The following is a 16,030-nucleotide window of genomic DNA, read 5'->3' as shown; positions in this document are numbered from 1 at the left end:
AAAAAAAATCACCTCAGTCTGAGGTGATTTTTCAAAAAAGATGTAGTACAACTTATTCTTTATTTTTTACCAATACCCATCCAGAATACTTGGTTTCGGTACTGTTTTTATTGTTTTCATTCCAAGAGATAGAGTACCAGTAAGTTCCGGTTGGAATTTTCTTACCAAAGGCTGTTCCGTCCCATGTGAAATTTTTCATTTTGTTGGCTTCATGAAGTTTATTTCCATATCTGTCATACACGATGAAGATAAGGTTTTTCTTATATGCCAGTGCTGAATAGTCAATCACATCATTTACATTATCTCCGTTTGGAGTAATGGCATTAATAAGGTTAGGAACCGTCACAGTCACCTGGATAGGAGTACAGTTGTAAGTGTCTTTTACATACACTGTATTCTCACCTCTAGGAAGTCCTGTGAATACATTGGAATCCTGCCATTTTACACCGTCCACAGAATATTTGTAAGGAGGAACTCCTCCTGTAGCAGTAACAGTAATGCTGTTATTGGTAATTTCTATCCCTGAGATCACAGGCTGAAGACTCGCATGTACACGTACTTCCTGAAGAGTGAAACATTTTCCGGTCTGAAGTTTTACCCAATATACACCCACTCCTACATTGCTGATAGATTGTGTCGTTTCACCAGTGCTCCATTCGTAGCTTACAAATCCAGGTCCTGCATCCAAAGTTGTTTTGCCTTCAGCACAAATCGTTTTGTCTTTTAATACAGTTGATTTTACAGGAGGTAATACTTTCAGGTCTATTTTAGAAATTGAATAGCACTGCTTGTCATTGTCTACTCTTGCATATACCGTTTTACTTTCTGAAAGATAATTAAATGGTGTAGCAATTGGGTTGGTTTGAGTTTTAGCATCAGCTACTGATGTATAATATTTAATGATAATCCCTGTAGGTGTAGGAACGGCTATTCCGATATCTGCCTTAGAAAGGTCAAATGTTGAACGAGTAATATCTTTATCAATATAACAGTTTTCAATTACTGCATCTTTTAATACAACCGCTGGGAAGAATAATAATCTGATTGTAGTCGTTGCTATACATCCGAAAGTGGAAACTACTTTTGCATATACTGTTGTTTCCTGAGAAATATAGTTGGTAGGATCAGTAATTTCATTGATCCCTGCATTCATGTCAGCAACAGTAGCATAGTACTTAATCGTTGCTCCGGTTCCTCCAAATACATTGGCTGTTGTCAAATTGTATTTTGCAGTACCTGCTCCGTTATTATTACAAGAGTATAAAGTAGCCGCGTTTGCTGAGATACCTACATTAACAAACTTAAATTTCCCTGTTATGAAACATCCGTTGATAGGGTTGTTCAGGTTATCCGGATCCTTATATACAATTCTGTAATAGTATGTTGTTACCGCGTCTACAGTTGCTATTGTAAGAGGGTTTTCTCCTGTAAGAGCGTCATTGGTCGTTTTGTGATAAGTAACCTTAAAGTTAGAACTGTTGCCATTAATGATAGATGCAGTAAGTGTTGAAAAATCAAACTGCGTAGGTAGCGCACAAACCATCACCTGGCTAGGATCATTAGGAGTAGCTCCTGGAATTCCCGGAGTGATGAATGGGTAAGGAGAAAGAACCGGATCGTTAAATGCAGAGCTTAAGCTTGCAGTACCTGTCCATTCTAAAGAAAAACCATTCACAGATCTACTGAAGTTGTCAATGACCAAATAATAGGTCTGGCCTACTAACACATCCATATAAGGGCTCCATTTACCATTGTTCATACTGGCTGTATTACCGGGAGGATTGGTAGGGAATACTGCAGGTGGAGCAAGAGCAAGATCCAGACCTGTATCTCCTGGAGTTCCGCTATAGTTACATCTTATTGGCTGTATGAAGACATGACTCGCGTTCTGTAAGGATGCACATCCGTTTGCGGTTGGCCCATAGACTGCAAAATCATAATCATCTGTTTGGTCGTTAGGTTTTATTTTAAATGCAAGTGTACCTGGTGTGGATATTGTGAAAGTGTACCAAACGGTATATCTTTCATTGGTACTAAGACACCCTCCGTTTTGGTTAAGAATTTCTATAATATTTCCAGGCCCTGAAGGGGTGTAAGAAATGTCAGAGTTACCACAGATGGGAATTGCTGTGACACAATCCGACTGGGAGTAAGCCATTTGTGTTACCAATAAAATAAAAAGAAGTAGTATTTTTTTCATTGTTAAAACTATTTTTGTTAAACAAAATTGAAGATCAATAAATTTTTATCACATTTTGTAAAAGAAAAAGCCGCCAAAGCGGCTTTTAATATTATTATTTGGTTATTCTCTGTTTTTTACAACAATCCAGCCTGAAAACTTGAAAGGAGTATTCTTTTTGTCATTTTCATTCCATGTTACAGAATACCAGTAGGTACCTGTTGGGATTTTCTTACCTGCGATAGTTCCGTCCCATTTGTATCCGTTGGATTTATCTCCCTGGTGGATTTTTGTTCCGTATCTGTCGAAAATGCTCAATACAAGACTCTGTTTGTCTGCCATAGCAGAGTAATCTACCACATCATTCACACCATCTCCGTTTGGAGTAATCATATTGACAAGGTTAGGAACTACTACGGTAACTTCAATAGGTTCACAGTCGTAAGCATCTTTTACATATACCTTGTAAGTTCCTCTTGCTACATTAGAGAATGTATTGGAGTTCTGCCATACAATTTTATCCATAGAATACTGGTAATCCGGTGTACCTGCTATAACATTAATCGTTAATGTAGTATTGGATACCTCAATGCCTGTTACTACCGGCTGCTCAGAAGGATATACTGTTACTTTTTGAGTAGCAATACATTCTCCGGTCTTTAATTTTACCCAGTAAATTCCTACGCCGACATTTTTGATGGATTGAGTCGTTGCTCCTGTGCTCCATTCATAGCTGCTGAAACCAGGTCCTGCATCAAGAGTTGTAGTATCTTCCATACAGATGATCTTATCTTTCAGAACGCTTGATGTCACAGGAGGAATTACTGTTAAGCCGATTTTCACAACCACATAACATCCTCTGGTGTCAGATACTCTCACATATACTACACCGTTTGGTGCAATATAATTTGCATTTAAAATCTCATTAGTTGAATCTATTGCATCGGTTAATGAAGGGAAGAATTTCTTCGTGATACCAGCTTGTGGTGTAATTACAGCTGCGCTGTTAAGGTTGAATAAAGCTGTAGAAGGATTAGTTTCTATAAAGCATGATCTTAGCTCAGCATCTTTTGCAATGATTTGCGGATAAAACTTAAGCGTAATTTCTGCAATATCAGTACATCCAAATGCAGAAGTTACTTTTACATATATTTTACCTTCTGCAGAAACAAACTGATAGATGTTTGTAATCTCATTGATTGAGTTATTCAGATCATATAAAGTATGGTAATATTTTTTTGTTACGGTTGGGTCTGCAATAACATTTGCTGTTGTAAGATCGTAAGTTGCAGTTCCCGCATTGTTATTATTACAGCTGGTTAAAGTAACATCTGCAGCTGTAATGGTTCCATCTTTAAATTTAAAGGTGCCCATTTGTCTACACTTATTGATCGGGTTGTTTGCATTCGCCGGATCAGTATAGCTGATACTGTAATAATATACGCCTGTAGTAGTTACTGTTTGAGGTCCTGTGATCGGGTTGTTTGCCGTTAAAGCATCATTTTGGCTTGTGTGGTAAGTAACGGTGAAGTTAGGATTGCCATTAAGAATTCCTGTTGATAATGAAGCAAAATCAAAAGTAGCAGGATTTGTACAGATAACAACTTCTCTTGGGTCTGCTGGGTTTGCAGCCGGTATTCCTGGTGGAATAAATGGATGTGGCTGTATATTAGGATCAGAGAAAGGAGAAGATAGTGTAGCGGTTCCGCCCCATGACATCTTAAAACCATTTGCAGATTCACTATGGTTGTTTACAATCAGATAATAGGTTTCTCCGGGTAATACATCGATGTATTTTGCCCATCTGTCTCCACCCACTAAATCACATAAGTCCGTAGAAGGCATGTTAAGTCCTGTGATACCAGGGGATACCGCATAAGAACCGCGGAGTGGAGTACCTCTGGTGGCACATGTTTTATTAGGGCCGAATACTGCGAAGTCATAATCATTGCCCAGATCATTGGGAATAATTTCGAATGTAAGCGTTCCTGCTGTAGCAATGGTAAAAGTATACCATACTGAGTATCTTTCGTTACTAAGGCATCCGCCAATGGTTTCCAGAGTGTCTCCGTAACCATTCGGGGTGTATGAAATATCTGTGTTACCACAGACAGCCATAGCTGTTGCACAGTCAGACTGCGCATATAGAATACGTGAGAATATTATTAAGAAAATGAGTAGTGTTTTTTTCATAGGATAAGGTTTTAAACAAATATTAAAACGTTGATGATTAAATGAGCTTTATCACTTTTATACCATTTTTGAGAATAGTATTGTCGTAATGTCGCTCTCTTTTTTATTGGCTAATCACTTGCTTGCCCCAGCTTGGAGAAGTAGATGATGGATTGGCTGCATTAATTTCATTCGCTGCTTTTTGGTGCAGTTTTACAGCTTCCAATTTATTGTTAGACAATTCGGCTATCTCAGCTTTCAGGAATGTAAGTCTAGGATTATCATTAAGTTGAGTTGCTGCTTTCGACATATATGCAATAGCTGTTTTCAGAGTCTTCTGAGGTTCTGCAGCAGCCGTTATTCTGATTTTTTGGGTATTAATAAGCCCCAAAAGCGTATTGATTTCTCCGTTGTTTTTTTCTGAAGCAAGAGCCTGTGCTGCAAATTTTCCTGCAGCCTCATTAGATTCAGCCATAGGTCTGTTTGTTGTATATTTCAACAAATACTGTGTCTTAAGATACATAGAAACAGCAGCATAGTAATTAGCTTTCCACTTTTCAGAAGTTTTTGCTTCAGAAAATGTTTTGAAAACAGTATCGTAGTCACTGTCTGTCTTTGCGTTATCGAGCTGCAAAGCAGTTTGCTGTAAGGTTGGATCTGAAAAAAATTGAGCATTCATTAGTGAACCAGTCACTAAAAAGCTCAAAATTAGTAAAAGTTTATTCATAGGGGATATTTTATGGAACAAATATAAAAAATTATTAACGTTAAATTAAAGATTTTAAGATATATTTAATGAAACTAATGTATTGGTTTTTAATATTGTATTTTATTTTTTGGTATAATTATATCAAGATCGTAAAGATATTGATGTTTTATCTGAATATTTAAGATTTAATCCTTGAATACATTTGAAAAAAACACGTATAAAAGAAAAATCAGAATAGAAAACGTTCTATTCTGATTTTAAGTATTTCGGATTATGGATAATTTCAAATGAAATTTGAAACATATTGACCGATACTATGTTAGTATTGCATTTTTCTTAGTTTAGGATTGGTGCTTCCTACAAGTAGTGCCACCAAAACAGTCATGCATCCTCCAAATACAACGGAACGAACAACACCCAGTAATTTCGCCATAACTCCACTTTCGAACTGTCCCATTTCATTGCTGGACATAATGAAAATTGAATTGACACTAAGAACACGCCCTCTTATATGGTCAGGTGTTTTTAGCTGTACAATGGTGCCTCGTATGACCACAGAAATTCCGTCAAGCATTCCACTCATCACAAGGAACATGAACGATAACCAATAGAGTTTGGATAAGCCAAATCCAATGATGCAAAACCCAAATCCGGTCACAACGGCAAGAAGGATCTTGCCCTGATTTTTTCGAAGAGGAACGATAGATAAAATAGTAATGATACACATGGATCCAATATCAGAAGCCGCGTTCAGTAACCCGAAACCTTCAGCCCCCGAACTTAAAATATCCGTAGCAAATACAGGAATCATTGCTACCGCACCACCAAAAAGTACCGCAAACATATCAAGGCATAAAGCCCCTAAGATTTCTTTAGTTTTAAAAATATAGGAAATTCCTTCACGCATACTCTCCACAACATTGACTGTTTCTTTTTTGTACTCGGAATACTGCTTGTGAAGCTGCCAGAAAAATAAGGAAGCAACAAATATTAGTGCTAAAATAGCAACTAAGGTCCATTTTACTCCAATATATCCGATAAGGATACCCCCTATAGCATGTCCGCATACAGAAGATATCAGGAATGTTGCCTGATTCAGCGTTACAGCATTGGGAAGGTTTTCCTTTTTTACAATTTTAGGAATCATAGAAGGAACAATGGGACCGATGAAAGCTCTTGCTATTCCTGTAAAAAAGATGACCCCATAAATATAGTAAGTGATCTGATGTCCAGTGAAATGCATTTTTACATCCAGAAACGCAGGAATCAACAGGAGTCCGATCAGAAAAATATAAGCATAATTGCAGATAAGAAGCAGCTTCTTTTTTTCATTCATGTCGATAACATGTCCGGCGTACAGCGCACAGCTTACAGCAGGTATTACCTCCGAAAGCCCGATAAGGCCTATTGAAAAAGGATCTTTTGTTAGTTGATACACCCACCATCCTAATAAAGTGGCCAGCATTCTGAAAGCTAAAACAATGAAAAATCTCCCGGTGAGAAGATTTCTAAACTCAACATTTTGTAATGTTTGTAACGGGGTAAAGGAAATCATGAACAAAAATAGCCCTAAAAATTTATTTAGGACTATTCATATGTTGATTTCTGAAAGATATATTAAATATATCCTGAAAGATAAAATCTATTTTAGTCAGCTCTTGAAGAACTGATTACAATGGCTGCAACACCAGCAGCTCCGATAATTGTAGCTCCAGCAGCAATTCTTGCTTTTCTTCTGTCTTTTACAGCCGCTACATTCGATTTAGGGATAACCACTTCTGTACTGTCTTTTTTACCAGCTGTACCTACAAGATTATCACCAACGACATTTCTGAATAATATGGTCTGTTTCGGAGAGCCGTCTCTCATCGTAACCTTATATACCTTGCCGGCTTCCAGATTAGAATAATTGTTTTTTGAAATATCATCGCTGTATTTTGTAGTAGCACAAGATGTAATAACAAATAAAGACGTTAATAAAGATGATTTTAACAGTACAGATGCTTTCATTATTTTCTTTTAGTTTTTCAAATTTATAATTTTTTTCGAATATACGTTTTTGGAATTGAAAAAATGTGATTAAAATTTGTAAATTTCTAAGAGATCTGCAATGTTTCTGTCATTAGCCAATCTTGGAGTCTTGTTTTGACCTCCCAATTTTCCCTGGGATTTGGCATATTCATGAAAAGCATTCTTTTTGAGTCTGGAAATCTGTAGTTTCTGTAAAATATTTCCTGAAATCAAATCATCATAATAAGTGTTCCTTGCTCTCAGCTGCTGATCCAGTTCATCTCTGAATGCTTCTAAATGTTCAGGTTCCTTTTCAAATTCAATCAGCCATTCGTGGTAAGGAAGCCCTTCTCCAGGGTTTACCTGTGGAGCAAGATGGAATTCAGTAATCTGTGCCGGATGCTTTTCAAGGGCCGCTTTCATCGCTTCTTCCACCTCAAAAGCAATCACATGTTCTCCAAATGCCGAAGTGAAATGCTTAGTCCTGCCGCTTACCAGAACCCTGTACGGATCTTTACTGATAAATCTCACAACATCTCCGATAGAATAAGCCCAAAGCCCGGAATTGGTAGTAAGAATCAGCGCATAATCTTTATGAAGTTCAATTTCTTTTAAAGTTAATCTTCTTGCTCCAGGCTTGCCATATTCTTCCAGAGGAATAAATTCATAAAAAATTCCATGGTTGGTCAATAATAGAAGCCCTTCCTTTGTATAGTCATCCTGAAAAGCAAAAAAACCTTCAGAAGCCGGAAAAGTTTGAACAATATCTACTTTTCCGCCCAATAAATCTTCCATTTTATCGCGATAAGGCTCGTAATTGACCCCTCCGGTTACAATAAGCTGCAGATTAGGAAACAGTTGCTTAATCTTTTTACCATGTTTTTCAGTCAACTTCTCGAAATACATAATCAGCCATGGCGGGATTCCGGAAATCAGGGTCATGTTTTCACGCTCTGTTTCTTCAACGATTCTGTCCACTTTAGCTTCCCAATCTTCAATCATATTGGTTTCCCAGCTTGGCAGTCGGTTTTTTTGAAGATAATTGGGGATGTGATGGGCTACAATACCAGATAATCTTCCGGTTTTTATTCCAAAGACTTCTTCCAGTTCAGGACTGCCCTGTAGAAAAATCATTTTCCCGTTGACGAAATCAGCGTTGTCTTTTTTGCTGATATAATGAAAAAGAGCACTTTGGGCACCTGCAATCTGAAAAGGCATTCCTTCCTTAGAAATCGGAATGTATTTGGATCCGGAAGTCGTTCCCGAAGTTTTGGCAAAATATTCCGGAGTTTCTGTCCATAGAATATTGGACTGCCCTTTTTTTACTCTTTCAATATAAGGTTTCAGATCTTCATAGTCGGCAACAGGAACTCTGTCTTGGAATTCTTTTACAGAATGGATGTTTTCAAAATCATGTTCCCGCCCAAAAAGTGTCTTTTGAGCCGTATTCACTAGAGAAAGCAATAAATCCTCCTGGTTTTTCCCAGCATTTTTTTTGAAGTCCTCCGCTTTCTGAACATGTTTCTTGGCCCAGATAAGCGCTGCATTTTTCTTGAAGAAGTTTAACATGGGTCAAATTTATAAATAAGTAGAGAATCTGGAATCATTTTTTGCGAAGCTTCACATAAAAAAAACCAATGGAACAAGTTCCATCGGCTTTTCGAAATTTGATTATGAAAATAACAACTATATGTTAATGTTATGCTTATTTGTTCTCCTTGTATCTTTTATCTGGAGTACCGTCTTTTTTTACGTGTTTGTTTTCTTTATATCTTTTGTCCGGAGTGCCGTCTTTTTTCATTTTGACAGCGGGTTGGGCAGGTTTTGCTGCTTTGGCATCCATCGCTGGTTTTGCAGCTTTTACTTCTGCAGGTTTAGCGGCTTTCACTGTAGTTTTTACAGGAGGTTGAGCTTTGGCGCTTGTAGCGGGAGCAGTCTGCTGAGCAGTTGCAAGTCCTAATCCCAAGATTAATGACATTGCAGATAATAATTTTTTCATAAGAATACTGTTTGTTTTTTGCTGAATAAAGATATACAAAAAGCAGGCTAAAAAAATGAGATTTTTAACCTTAACTAAAGTTTATTACAGCTTAAAAAAAAATTAAAACGGTTGATTGACAATAAAAAAGCCCGTCTTCAGAGTGAAAACGGGCTAAGTAATAATATATAAATAGACATGGCTAGCGTGTACAGTTTGCTGTCCACGTTTTGCCATCTTTTGCAAATAGGATTTTTAAATTATTGTTGTCAATTCTGATATAAGAAGTTCCCGTAGAACCTATCATCACAAGAGTATGATCGCCTTCCTGATTAAACTCTATTCCGTTAAGATCCGGAATGCTGTTTGAGAAAGCGAAATTATACTTGGTACCGCTGGCAATCTTTGTTACAAATACACTTCCGTTATCTGTACTGATATTGGTAGAGCCACCGTCATTATAGGAAATCTTTCCTTTATAGGTTCCTGCAAAGAATTCGTTATTTACAGGGTCGTCATCTTTGCTGCACGACGAAAAAGATAATGCTGTAAATAGGAACAGCATCATAACTCCCAGGATTTTCATTGCTTTTTTCATAATACTTAAATGTTTGGTTAGGTTTAAATGGCCAAACACCATGCCATGGGGGAATTATTGAATTTTTTTAACGGGTTATTACATAAATTTGTAAAAAATTAAGATTATTGAGCTAAGTCATTCATTTTAAATCTGAAAGTCTCTCCCTTTTTTAATCAAAGAAAAAATTATCCGTACCTTTGTATACCATCAACGGTTTCGGAAAACTCCCGAAATCGCTTTTGTCGTTTATACCATTACTATTTATGCAGTTAAAATCCATCAACGAAAAGTTTCTTCCAGATCTTATGCAGAAAGAGTTCGGGAAAGAAATTTTTACCCAGTTAGAAAACAGTCAGCATATTGCCGTAAAAGGAAGTGCCGGATCTTCAGTTTCTATTTTTGTAGCTGAGCTTTTTTTGGTTCAAAAGAAAAATATTCTTTATCTGGTAGATGATAAAGAGGATGCGTTGTATGCCAATACAGAGATGGAAGACCTTCTGGGAAAGGAAAAAGTGTTGTATTTCCCGGCAACCCATCTTGAGCCTTATCAGGTTGAGAAAACACAGAACGCCAATCTTGTTTTAAGAACTGAAGTTTTAAATAAGATCAATTCCGGGAGATCTCCGAAAGTTATTGTAGCCTATGCCGGAGCTCTGTCTGAAAAAGTATTGAAAAAAGAAGATTTTAAAGCCATTTCCCATCATATAAAAGTAGGCGATCAGCTGGATTTTGATTTTGTAGATGAGCTTCTTAACCATTATCATTTTCAGCAGGCTGATTTCGTTTCCGAACCTGGAGAATTTTCTATAAGAGGGGGGATTGTAGATGTATTTTCCTATTCATACGAAAAGCCATATAGAATAACATTCTTTGGTAATGAAGTGGAAAGTATCAAAACCTTTGATATCGAAACTCAGCTTTCTGTAGATAAAGTAAAAGATTTTCAATTGGTTTCCAATATGAACTTTTCCGTAACGGGAAGCAGAGTATCACTGCTGCAGTTATTGCCTGAAGGAAGTTTTGTGATTTCCAAAAACGGAATGATAGGAATGCAGAAGATCAGGACATTTTACGAGAAATCTCTTGAGAAATATGATACATTAAATAAAGATATAGCCCACAGAACTCCGCAGGAGCTTTTTATTTCTGATCAGGAATTTTTATTTGACTATAAAAAATTTAAGACGGTTGATTTTGGAGGAATGATGATTGAAGGGTTGAAAGAAGTTACAGAAGTTAAAATGGAACAGATTCCTCAGCCTTCTTTTCATAAAAACTTTGAACTGCTGATTGAAGATATTGAAGAGAAGCAGAACGAAGGATTTGATACCTGGATTTCCTTTTCAACAGAAAAACAAAAAGAAAGACTGGAATCTATTTTTGAAGAGCTCGAAAATGAACTTCCTTTTAAGAGTTTTAAGTCTGAGCTGCACGAAGGATTTGTAGACAACGGGCACAAATTGCTGGTGTATACAGATCACCAGATTTTTGACCGTTATCAGAGATATAAGGCTAAAAATACGTTTGCTAAATCAGAGCAGCTTACCCTGAAAGACCTGATGTCATTGAAAATAGGGGATTATATAGCTCATATTGACCATGGAATCGGGAAATTCATGGGATTGGTGAAAGTAAATAATGATGGTAAAATTCAGGAATGCTTTAAACTGACTTATAAAAACGGAGACTTATTATATGTAAGTATTCACTCTTTGCATAAGATTTCGAAATTCAACGGACCGGATGGAAAAGAGATTGTTTTGAGCAAACTCGGATCTCCAAGCTGGAAATCCTTAAAACAGAAAACAAAAGCTAAAGTAAAGCAGATTGCTTTTGACCTTATTCAATTATATGCCCAGAGGAAAACAGCAAAAGGTTTTGCCTATACTCCGGATTCTTATCTGCAGAATGAATTGGAGGCCAGCTTTATTTATGAAGACACTCCGGACCAGGAAAAGGCTACCGTAGATGTTAAAAAAGATATGGAGGCAGACACGGTTATGGACAGGCTTGTTTGTGGTGATGTAGGTTTTGGTAAAACAGAAGTTGCGATCCGTGCGGCATTTAAAGCTGCAACAGATGGTAAACAGGTTGCCATATTGGTTCCTACAACAATTCTTGCTTTTCAGCATTACAGAAGTTTTAAAGAAAGGCTTAAAGATTTTCCGGTAAATGTTGCCTATGTCAACAGATTCAGGACGGCTAAACAGAAATCAGAAACCTTAAGCGCCCTGAAAGATGGGAAAGTAGATATCATTATTGGTACCCATCAATTGGTAAGCAGTTCTGTTAAATTTAAGGATCTGGGCTTGCTGGTTATAGATGAAGAACATAAATTCGGGGTTTCGGTAAAGGATAAGCTGAAGACACTTAAAAATAATGTTGATACGCTTACGCTTACGGCAACTCCTATTCCAAGGACCTTGCAGTTTTCTTTGATGGCTGCAAGAGATTTATCCGTAATCAAAACACCTCCGCCAAACAGACAGCCTGTAGATACACAGCTGATTGGATTTAATGAAGAAATTCTTCGTGATGCCGTTTCTTATGAGCTTCAGAGAGATGGTCAGGTTTACTTTATTAACAACAGGATTGAAAATCTGAAAGATATTGCGGGGCTTATCCAGAGACTGGTTCCGGATGCAAGAGTCATCACAGGGCATGGGCAGATGGAAGGGAAGCAGCTGGAAAAGAATGTGCTGGATTTTATGGAAGGGAAATATGATGTTCTTGTTTCCACTACCATTGTAGAAAGTGGAGTGGATGTTCCGAATGCCAATACTATTTTCATCAATGATGCCCAACGATTTGGGATGGCAGACCTGCACCAGATGAGAGGAAGGGTAGGGCGTAGCAACAGAAAAGCTTTTTGTTACCTGATTACTCCTCCTTATGATATGATGACTTCAGATGCCAGAAAACGTCTGGAAGCAATTGAGCAGTTTTCTGATCTGGGAAGCGGTTTCCAGATTGCGATGAAAGATCTTGAGATCCGTGGTGCCGGTGACCTTTTGGGAGCGGAACAAAGCGGGTTTATCAATGAAATGGGATTTGAAACCTATCAGAAGCTGATGCAGGAAGCGTTGGAAGAATTGAAAGATGATGCTGATTTTGAAAACCTGTTTGATAATGAAGAAGACAGACAGAAACTTTTCAAATCTGTGAAGGATGTCAATATCGATACTGATTTAGAATTGATGTTACCAGACTTTTATATTTCCAATACGGAAGAAAGATTATTGTTGTATCAGAAAATTGCGGAAATCAATAATGAAGCGGATCTTCATCAATTTGAACTTGAATTAGTAGACCGTTTTGGGGCGTTACCCAAAGAAGCGGTAAACCTTTTGAAAAGTGTTTCTCTGAAATGGCTTGCAGCAGATATTGGTTTTGAGAAGATTGTGATGAAAAACGGAGTATTCTTGGGGTATTTCCCTGGAAACCCCCAGGATAAGTTCTATCAGACAGATAGATTCAGGCATATCATTAATTACTTAACCCGAAATCCTTCAGAGGCCCAGCTTAAGGAAAAGTCAGGGAAAGAAGGTAACCAGCTGATGATGAGGAAAGAAAGAGTAAAAAATGTAGATGAGGTTAATATGTTGCTGAAAGCTATTATTGGTCATAATTAAATTATAACTTTTGTTTATTGTAAACAAATTTGTAAAAAAATATGAAAAGTCTATGGAATTTTAAAATTTTCATAGACTTTTTTTGTGATTGTTATCATGTTTTTATTAGGGAATACTCCTGTAATAGAGAGTTATAGTACTTTTGAGGGGTGTGAAATCACTTTTTAATGATTAAAAATATCCTGTAAATCCCCGTACAGTAAGGGTTTGAGATGTTAAACTGATTTTTTAAAACATGAAAAGTAGAGTTATGTAGAAATAATTCTACTTTTGCGTATTATTTATTCTATCTTCTAATGTGTTTATTTCTATAGGTTTATGAATGTATAACTGGAATTTTTAAGGCATCATTGCGTACCTTTGCAGTCCTTAATTATGAAAAAACTTATATATTGCTGCGTGGCTGGATTTCTTTCTTTCTATGTCAACGCGCAGGTGGGAATTGGCACTGCGAAACCAAAATCTATTCTAGATGTGAATGGAAAAACCACCTTAAGAAAAGAACTTAGAGTAGGCGGGACTTCAGATCAGGCGGGAAGTGCCGGGTTAAACGGCCAGGTTTTGGTTTCTCAGGGTGAAGGTTTACCGCCAGTGTGGAAATCTTTGAACGTTTCCTTTATGGAAGAGGGACAGTATAAGCTGATCAATTCTTATCTGTCATCAGATCAGGTGGGTGTTATATCACTTACCAATGGTGTTGCCGGTGATAACGTCTACACAAATAAAGTTGGAGATAATGTCACTGATGCTACAAAAGGAAATTGGAAAAAAATTAATGGTCTTAAAAATACTTTTACGATCAAAAACGGAAAAAACAGGCTTACTTATCAGTTTCAGACAGGAATTGAAATAAAAGCGCCTACTTCTACCACTATAGAGAATATCAGATTTACTTGTGGTGTTTTCAGAAATGGATTATTGGTAGCTGTACGTCCGGATAGAATCGCTTCTAACAACAATAGTGGAAAAAATGGTCTTCAGGACTATATCTTTACCCTTAATTATACCGAGCAGAATGTTCCCATAGGAGTTCATGATATTGAAATTGCATGCAGAAAGATTGATACATCAAATTTGGCCTCAGAATTTGCAATCGGGCGTAATGTAGAAACTTCAAGTGGAGTTTCCAGTGCATTTACATTGGAATCTACCATGAAAGTGGATGTTATTGAATATGTGAGTTATAAAAACAACTAATGATGAAAAAACTATTATCAACGCTGCTTTTTACCATAGGACTTTTGGCAACAGCTCAGGTAGGAATAAAAACAGACACTCCTAAAGCAAAATTGGACGTAAACGGAGATGTGAATTTCAGAAACAAAATTGCTGTTCTTAATGCTACTGATAATTCGGTGTTTCTGGGAAATAATGATCAGCTTCTTGTTTCTCAGGGAGAAGGGTATGCTCCGATCTGGAAGTCACTTCGTATTCCTGAATATGAACCGAATAAATTTTATCTGATCTACAACAACTCTTTTTCAGATAAATTAGGGATTTCATTTACATCTGCCGACGATTCTACAATAGGTTTCTCATCAAGAGGAGCTACACTTACTAAAGGAAAAGACCTGAACAGCCTTCCGAATTTTAAAAGAATAACTGGTCTTTCAAAGCAAATAAGTGTATTTAGCAGCCAGAGTAAGGCTTATTTCCAGTTTGAAACCGTAGTGCAGGCCGATTTTGGAGCAGCAGGTACAACTGATACTTCAATAGACTATGCTTGTGGTATTTTTGTAGACAATAAACTGGTCAACTTAAGACAACGAAATTTAAAGGCTATTACGAGCTCATATCCTTTTCTTACTCATACCCAAATCGGGATTGTAGATAATCTTTCCCAGGGAAATCATACTGTAGATGTTGCCTGTACAAGATTGGGTTCTTACGGAGCTTCGAATAATAAACTTACGATAGGAATTAATGTATTTTCTAATATCAATGACTTTATTGCACAGTCATCTCTTAAAGTAGATGTATATGAAGTTCCTGAGGTGTTTAACACAATTATAAACTAAAGCAGATTATGAAAAAAATACTATTTGTAACCTCTCTTTTATTGGCTGTTTCAGCTACCGCTCAGGTGGGTATTAATACTCCAACTCCGAGCAATATGCTGGATGTGAATGGAGATCTTAGTATTAGAAAAGAATTAAGAACGGGAGGTACTGATGTCTTGAAAGGATCTGCCGGAACAGCAGGTAATATTCTGCATAATAATACAGATTTAAATACCAATGATTGGAAATCGATAAAAATTGCTGACGGGCAGGGAAGTATGTCTGTGTTTTCAATCAATACCGTTGCAGATAAGACCGGAGTCAGTTTCTCAGGTGATAATGGGGCAACTACTCCTTATAATGATGGAGATGCATTGACGGGTAACTGGACTGTACTTACAGGAACTGTGGATACTTTCTCTGTGACCAATGGTACGAATAAAGCCACTTTTTCATTCCAAACAACTGTACAGAAAACAGGAGCCAATTCTGCTAGTTTTGCCTGTGGAGTTTTTGTTGATGATAAACTCAGAGCCGTAAGGACGGATGTATTGCTTGGAGATGCAGGGGCTTATAAAATTTTTAATCTCAATGCTACTCTTACTGACCTTCTCCCTAAAAATAACTACAGCGTTAAAGTAGCCTGTATTAAAAGAGCTATTTCACAAGCAACAGTAGGAATAGGAAGGGCCGTTAATACTACTTTCCTCAATAGTGATATGTCACAGTCTGTTTTGACAACATCTATACTACAGCCTTATTAATTTTCA

At 37.1% G+C, this 16,030-nt stretch carries 12 protein-coding genes; 4 read left to right on the top strand and 8 right to left on the bottom strand.

From position 1 onward, the window contains the following. Positions 1-52: 52 nt before the first annotated feature. The 8 genes from DBR39_RS09120 to DBR39_RS09085 form a co-directional block, all read right to left on the bottom strand. Positions 53-2,200, bottom strand: a complete 2,148-nt coding sequence (locus tag DBR39_RS09120) for a T9SS type B sorting domain-containing protein (protein WP_124532424.1) — start codon at positions 2,198-2,200, stop codon at positions 53-55. A gap of 102 nt (positions 2,201-2,302) precedes the next feature. Then, positions 2,303-4,372 carry a T9SS type B sorting domain-containing protein gene (locus DBR39_RS09115; RefSeq protein WP_124532422.1) on the bottom strand — a complete coding sequence of 690 codons (2,070 nt, stop codon included), beginning with the start codon at positions 4,370-4,372 and terminating at the stop codon, positions 2,303-2,305. A gap of 103 nt (positions 4,373-4,475) precedes the next feature. After that, positions 4,476-5,078, bottom strand: a complete 603-nt coding sequence (locus DBR39_RS09110; protein ID WP_124532420.1) for a hypothetical protein — start codon at positions 5,076-5,078, stop codon at positions 4,476-4,478. 301 nt (positions 5,079-5,379) lie between these two features. Beyond that, the gene (locus DBR39_RS09105; protein WP_124532418.1) at positions 5,380-6,615 is read right to left on the bottom strand and encodes an MFS transporter; all 1,236 of its coding nucleotides are present in this window, start codon (positions 6,613-6,615) and stop codon (positions 5,380-5,382) included. A 92-nt stretch (positions 6,616-6,707) separates the two neighbouring features. After that, complete coding sequence (locus DBR39_RS09100) at positions 6,708-7,070, bottom strand: hypothetical protein (protein ID WP_103232018.1); 363 nt, start codon at positions 7,068-7,070, stop codon at positions 6,708-6,710. Between the two features lie 69 nt (positions 7,071-7,139). Beyond that, on the bottom strand, positions 7,140-8,639 hold the full coding sequence (locus DBR39_RS09095) for a GH3 auxin-responsive promoter family protein (RefSeq protein ID WP_124532416.1): 1,500 nt from the start codon (positions 8,637-8,639) through the stop codon (positions 7,140-7,142). A 136-nt stretch (positions 8,640-8,775) separates the two neighbouring features. Further along, entirely contained in the window at positions 8,776-9,069 is a 294-nt protein-coding gene (locus DBR39_RS09090) for a hypothetical protein (RefSeq protein ID WP_124532414.1), read from the bottom strand. Positions 9,070-9,250: 181 nt separating this feature from the next. Then, positions 9,251-9,646: a hypothetical protein gene (locus DBR39_RS09085; protein ID WP_124532412.1), complete on the bottom strand. Its 396-nt coding sequence runs from the start codon at positions 9,644-9,646 to the stop codon at positions 9,251-9,253. Positions 9,647-9,891: 245 nt separating this feature from the next. On the opposite strand from DBR39_RS09085, the gene mfd reads away from it, so the two are divergent. The 4 genes from mfd (at position 9,892) to DBR39_RS09065 (ending at position 16,024) form a co-directional block, all read left to right on the top strand. Next, complete coding sequence (gene mfd, locus DBR39_RS09080) at positions 9,892-13,260, top strand: transcription-repair coupling factor (RefSeq protein ID WP_124532410.1); 3,369 nt, start codon at positions 9,892-9,894, stop codon at positions 13,258-13,260. Positions 13,261-13,635: 375 nt separating this feature from the next. After that, positions 13,636-14,457 (top strand): hypothetical protein, encoded by an 822-nt coding sequence (locus DBR39_RS09075; protein WP_124532408.1) that lies wholly within the window; start codon positions 13,636-13,638, stop codon positions 14,455-14,457. Positions 14,458-14,459: 2 nt separating this feature from the next. Then, the gene (locus tag DBR39_RS09070) at positions 14,460-15,278 is read left to right on the top strand and encodes a hypothetical protein (RefSeq protein ID WP_228447801.1); all 819 of its coding nucleotides are present in this window, start codon (positions 14,460-14,462) and stop codon (positions 15,276-15,278) included. An 8-nt stretch (positions 15,279-15,286) separates the two neighbouring features. Further along, positions 15,287-16,024, top strand: a complete 738-nt coding sequence (locus DBR39_RS09065; RefSeq protein WP_124532405.1) for a hypothetical protein — start codon at positions 15,287-15,289, stop codon at positions 16,022-16,024. Positions 16,025-16,030 lie beyond the last annotated feature (6 nt).

Origin of the sequence: Chryseobacterium sp. KBW03, from assembly GCF_003852415.1 — a bacterium.
Lineage (GTDB): Bacteria > Bacteroidota > Bacteroidia > Flavobacteriales > Weeksellaceae > Chryseobacterium > Chryseobacterium viscerum.
This window is presented reverse-complemented; position numbering and strand designations above follow the sequence as displayed.

Coding starts and splice junctions, on each gene's coding strand:
- DBR39_RS09120 (WP_124532424.1), bottom strand. CDS start 2,200: ATGAAAAAAATACTACTTCTTTTTATTTTATTGGTAACACAAATGGCT.
- DBR39_RS09115 (WP_124532422.1), bottom strand. CDS start 4,372: ATGAAAAAAACACTACTCATTTTCTTAATAATATTCTCACGTATTCTA.
- DBR39_RS09110 (WP_124532420.1), bottom strand. CDS start 5,078: ATGAATAAACTTTTACTAATTTTGAGCTTTTTAGTGACTGGTTCACTA.
- DBR39_RS09105 (WP_124532418.1), bottom strand. CDS start 6,615: ATGATTTCCTTTACCCCGTTACAAACATTACAAAATGTTGAGTTTAGA.
- DBR39_RS09100 (WP_103232018.1), bottom strand. CDS start 7,070: ATGAAAGCATCTGTACTGTTAAAATCATCTTTATTAACGTCTTTATTT.
- DBR39_RS09095 (WP_124532416.1), bottom strand. CDS start 8,639: ATGTTAAACTTCTTCAAGAAAAATGCAGCGCTTATCTGGGCCAAGAAA.
- DBR39_RS09090 (WP_124532414.1), bottom strand. CDS start 9,069: ATGAAAAAATTATTATCTGCAATGTCATTAATCTTGGGATTAGGACTT.
- DBR39_RS09085 (WP_124532412.1), bottom strand. CDS start 9,646: ATGAAAAAAGCAATGAAAATCCTGGGAGTTATGATGCTGTTCCTATTT.
- mfd (WP_124532410.1), top strand. CDS start 9,892: ATGCAGTTAAAATCCATCAACGAAAAGTTTCTTCCAGATCTTATGCAG.
- DBR39_RS09075 (WP_124532408.1), top strand. CDS start 13,636: ATGAAAAAACTTATATATTGCTGCGTGGCTGGATTTCTTTCTTTCTAT.
- DBR39_RS09070 (WP_228447801.1), top strand. CDS start 14,460: ATGAAAAAACTATTATCAACGCTGCTTTTTACCATAGGACTTTTGGCA.
- DBR39_RS09065 (WP_124532405.1), top strand. CDS start 15,287: ATGAAAAAAATACTATTTGTAACCTCTCTTTTATTGGCTGTTTCAGCT.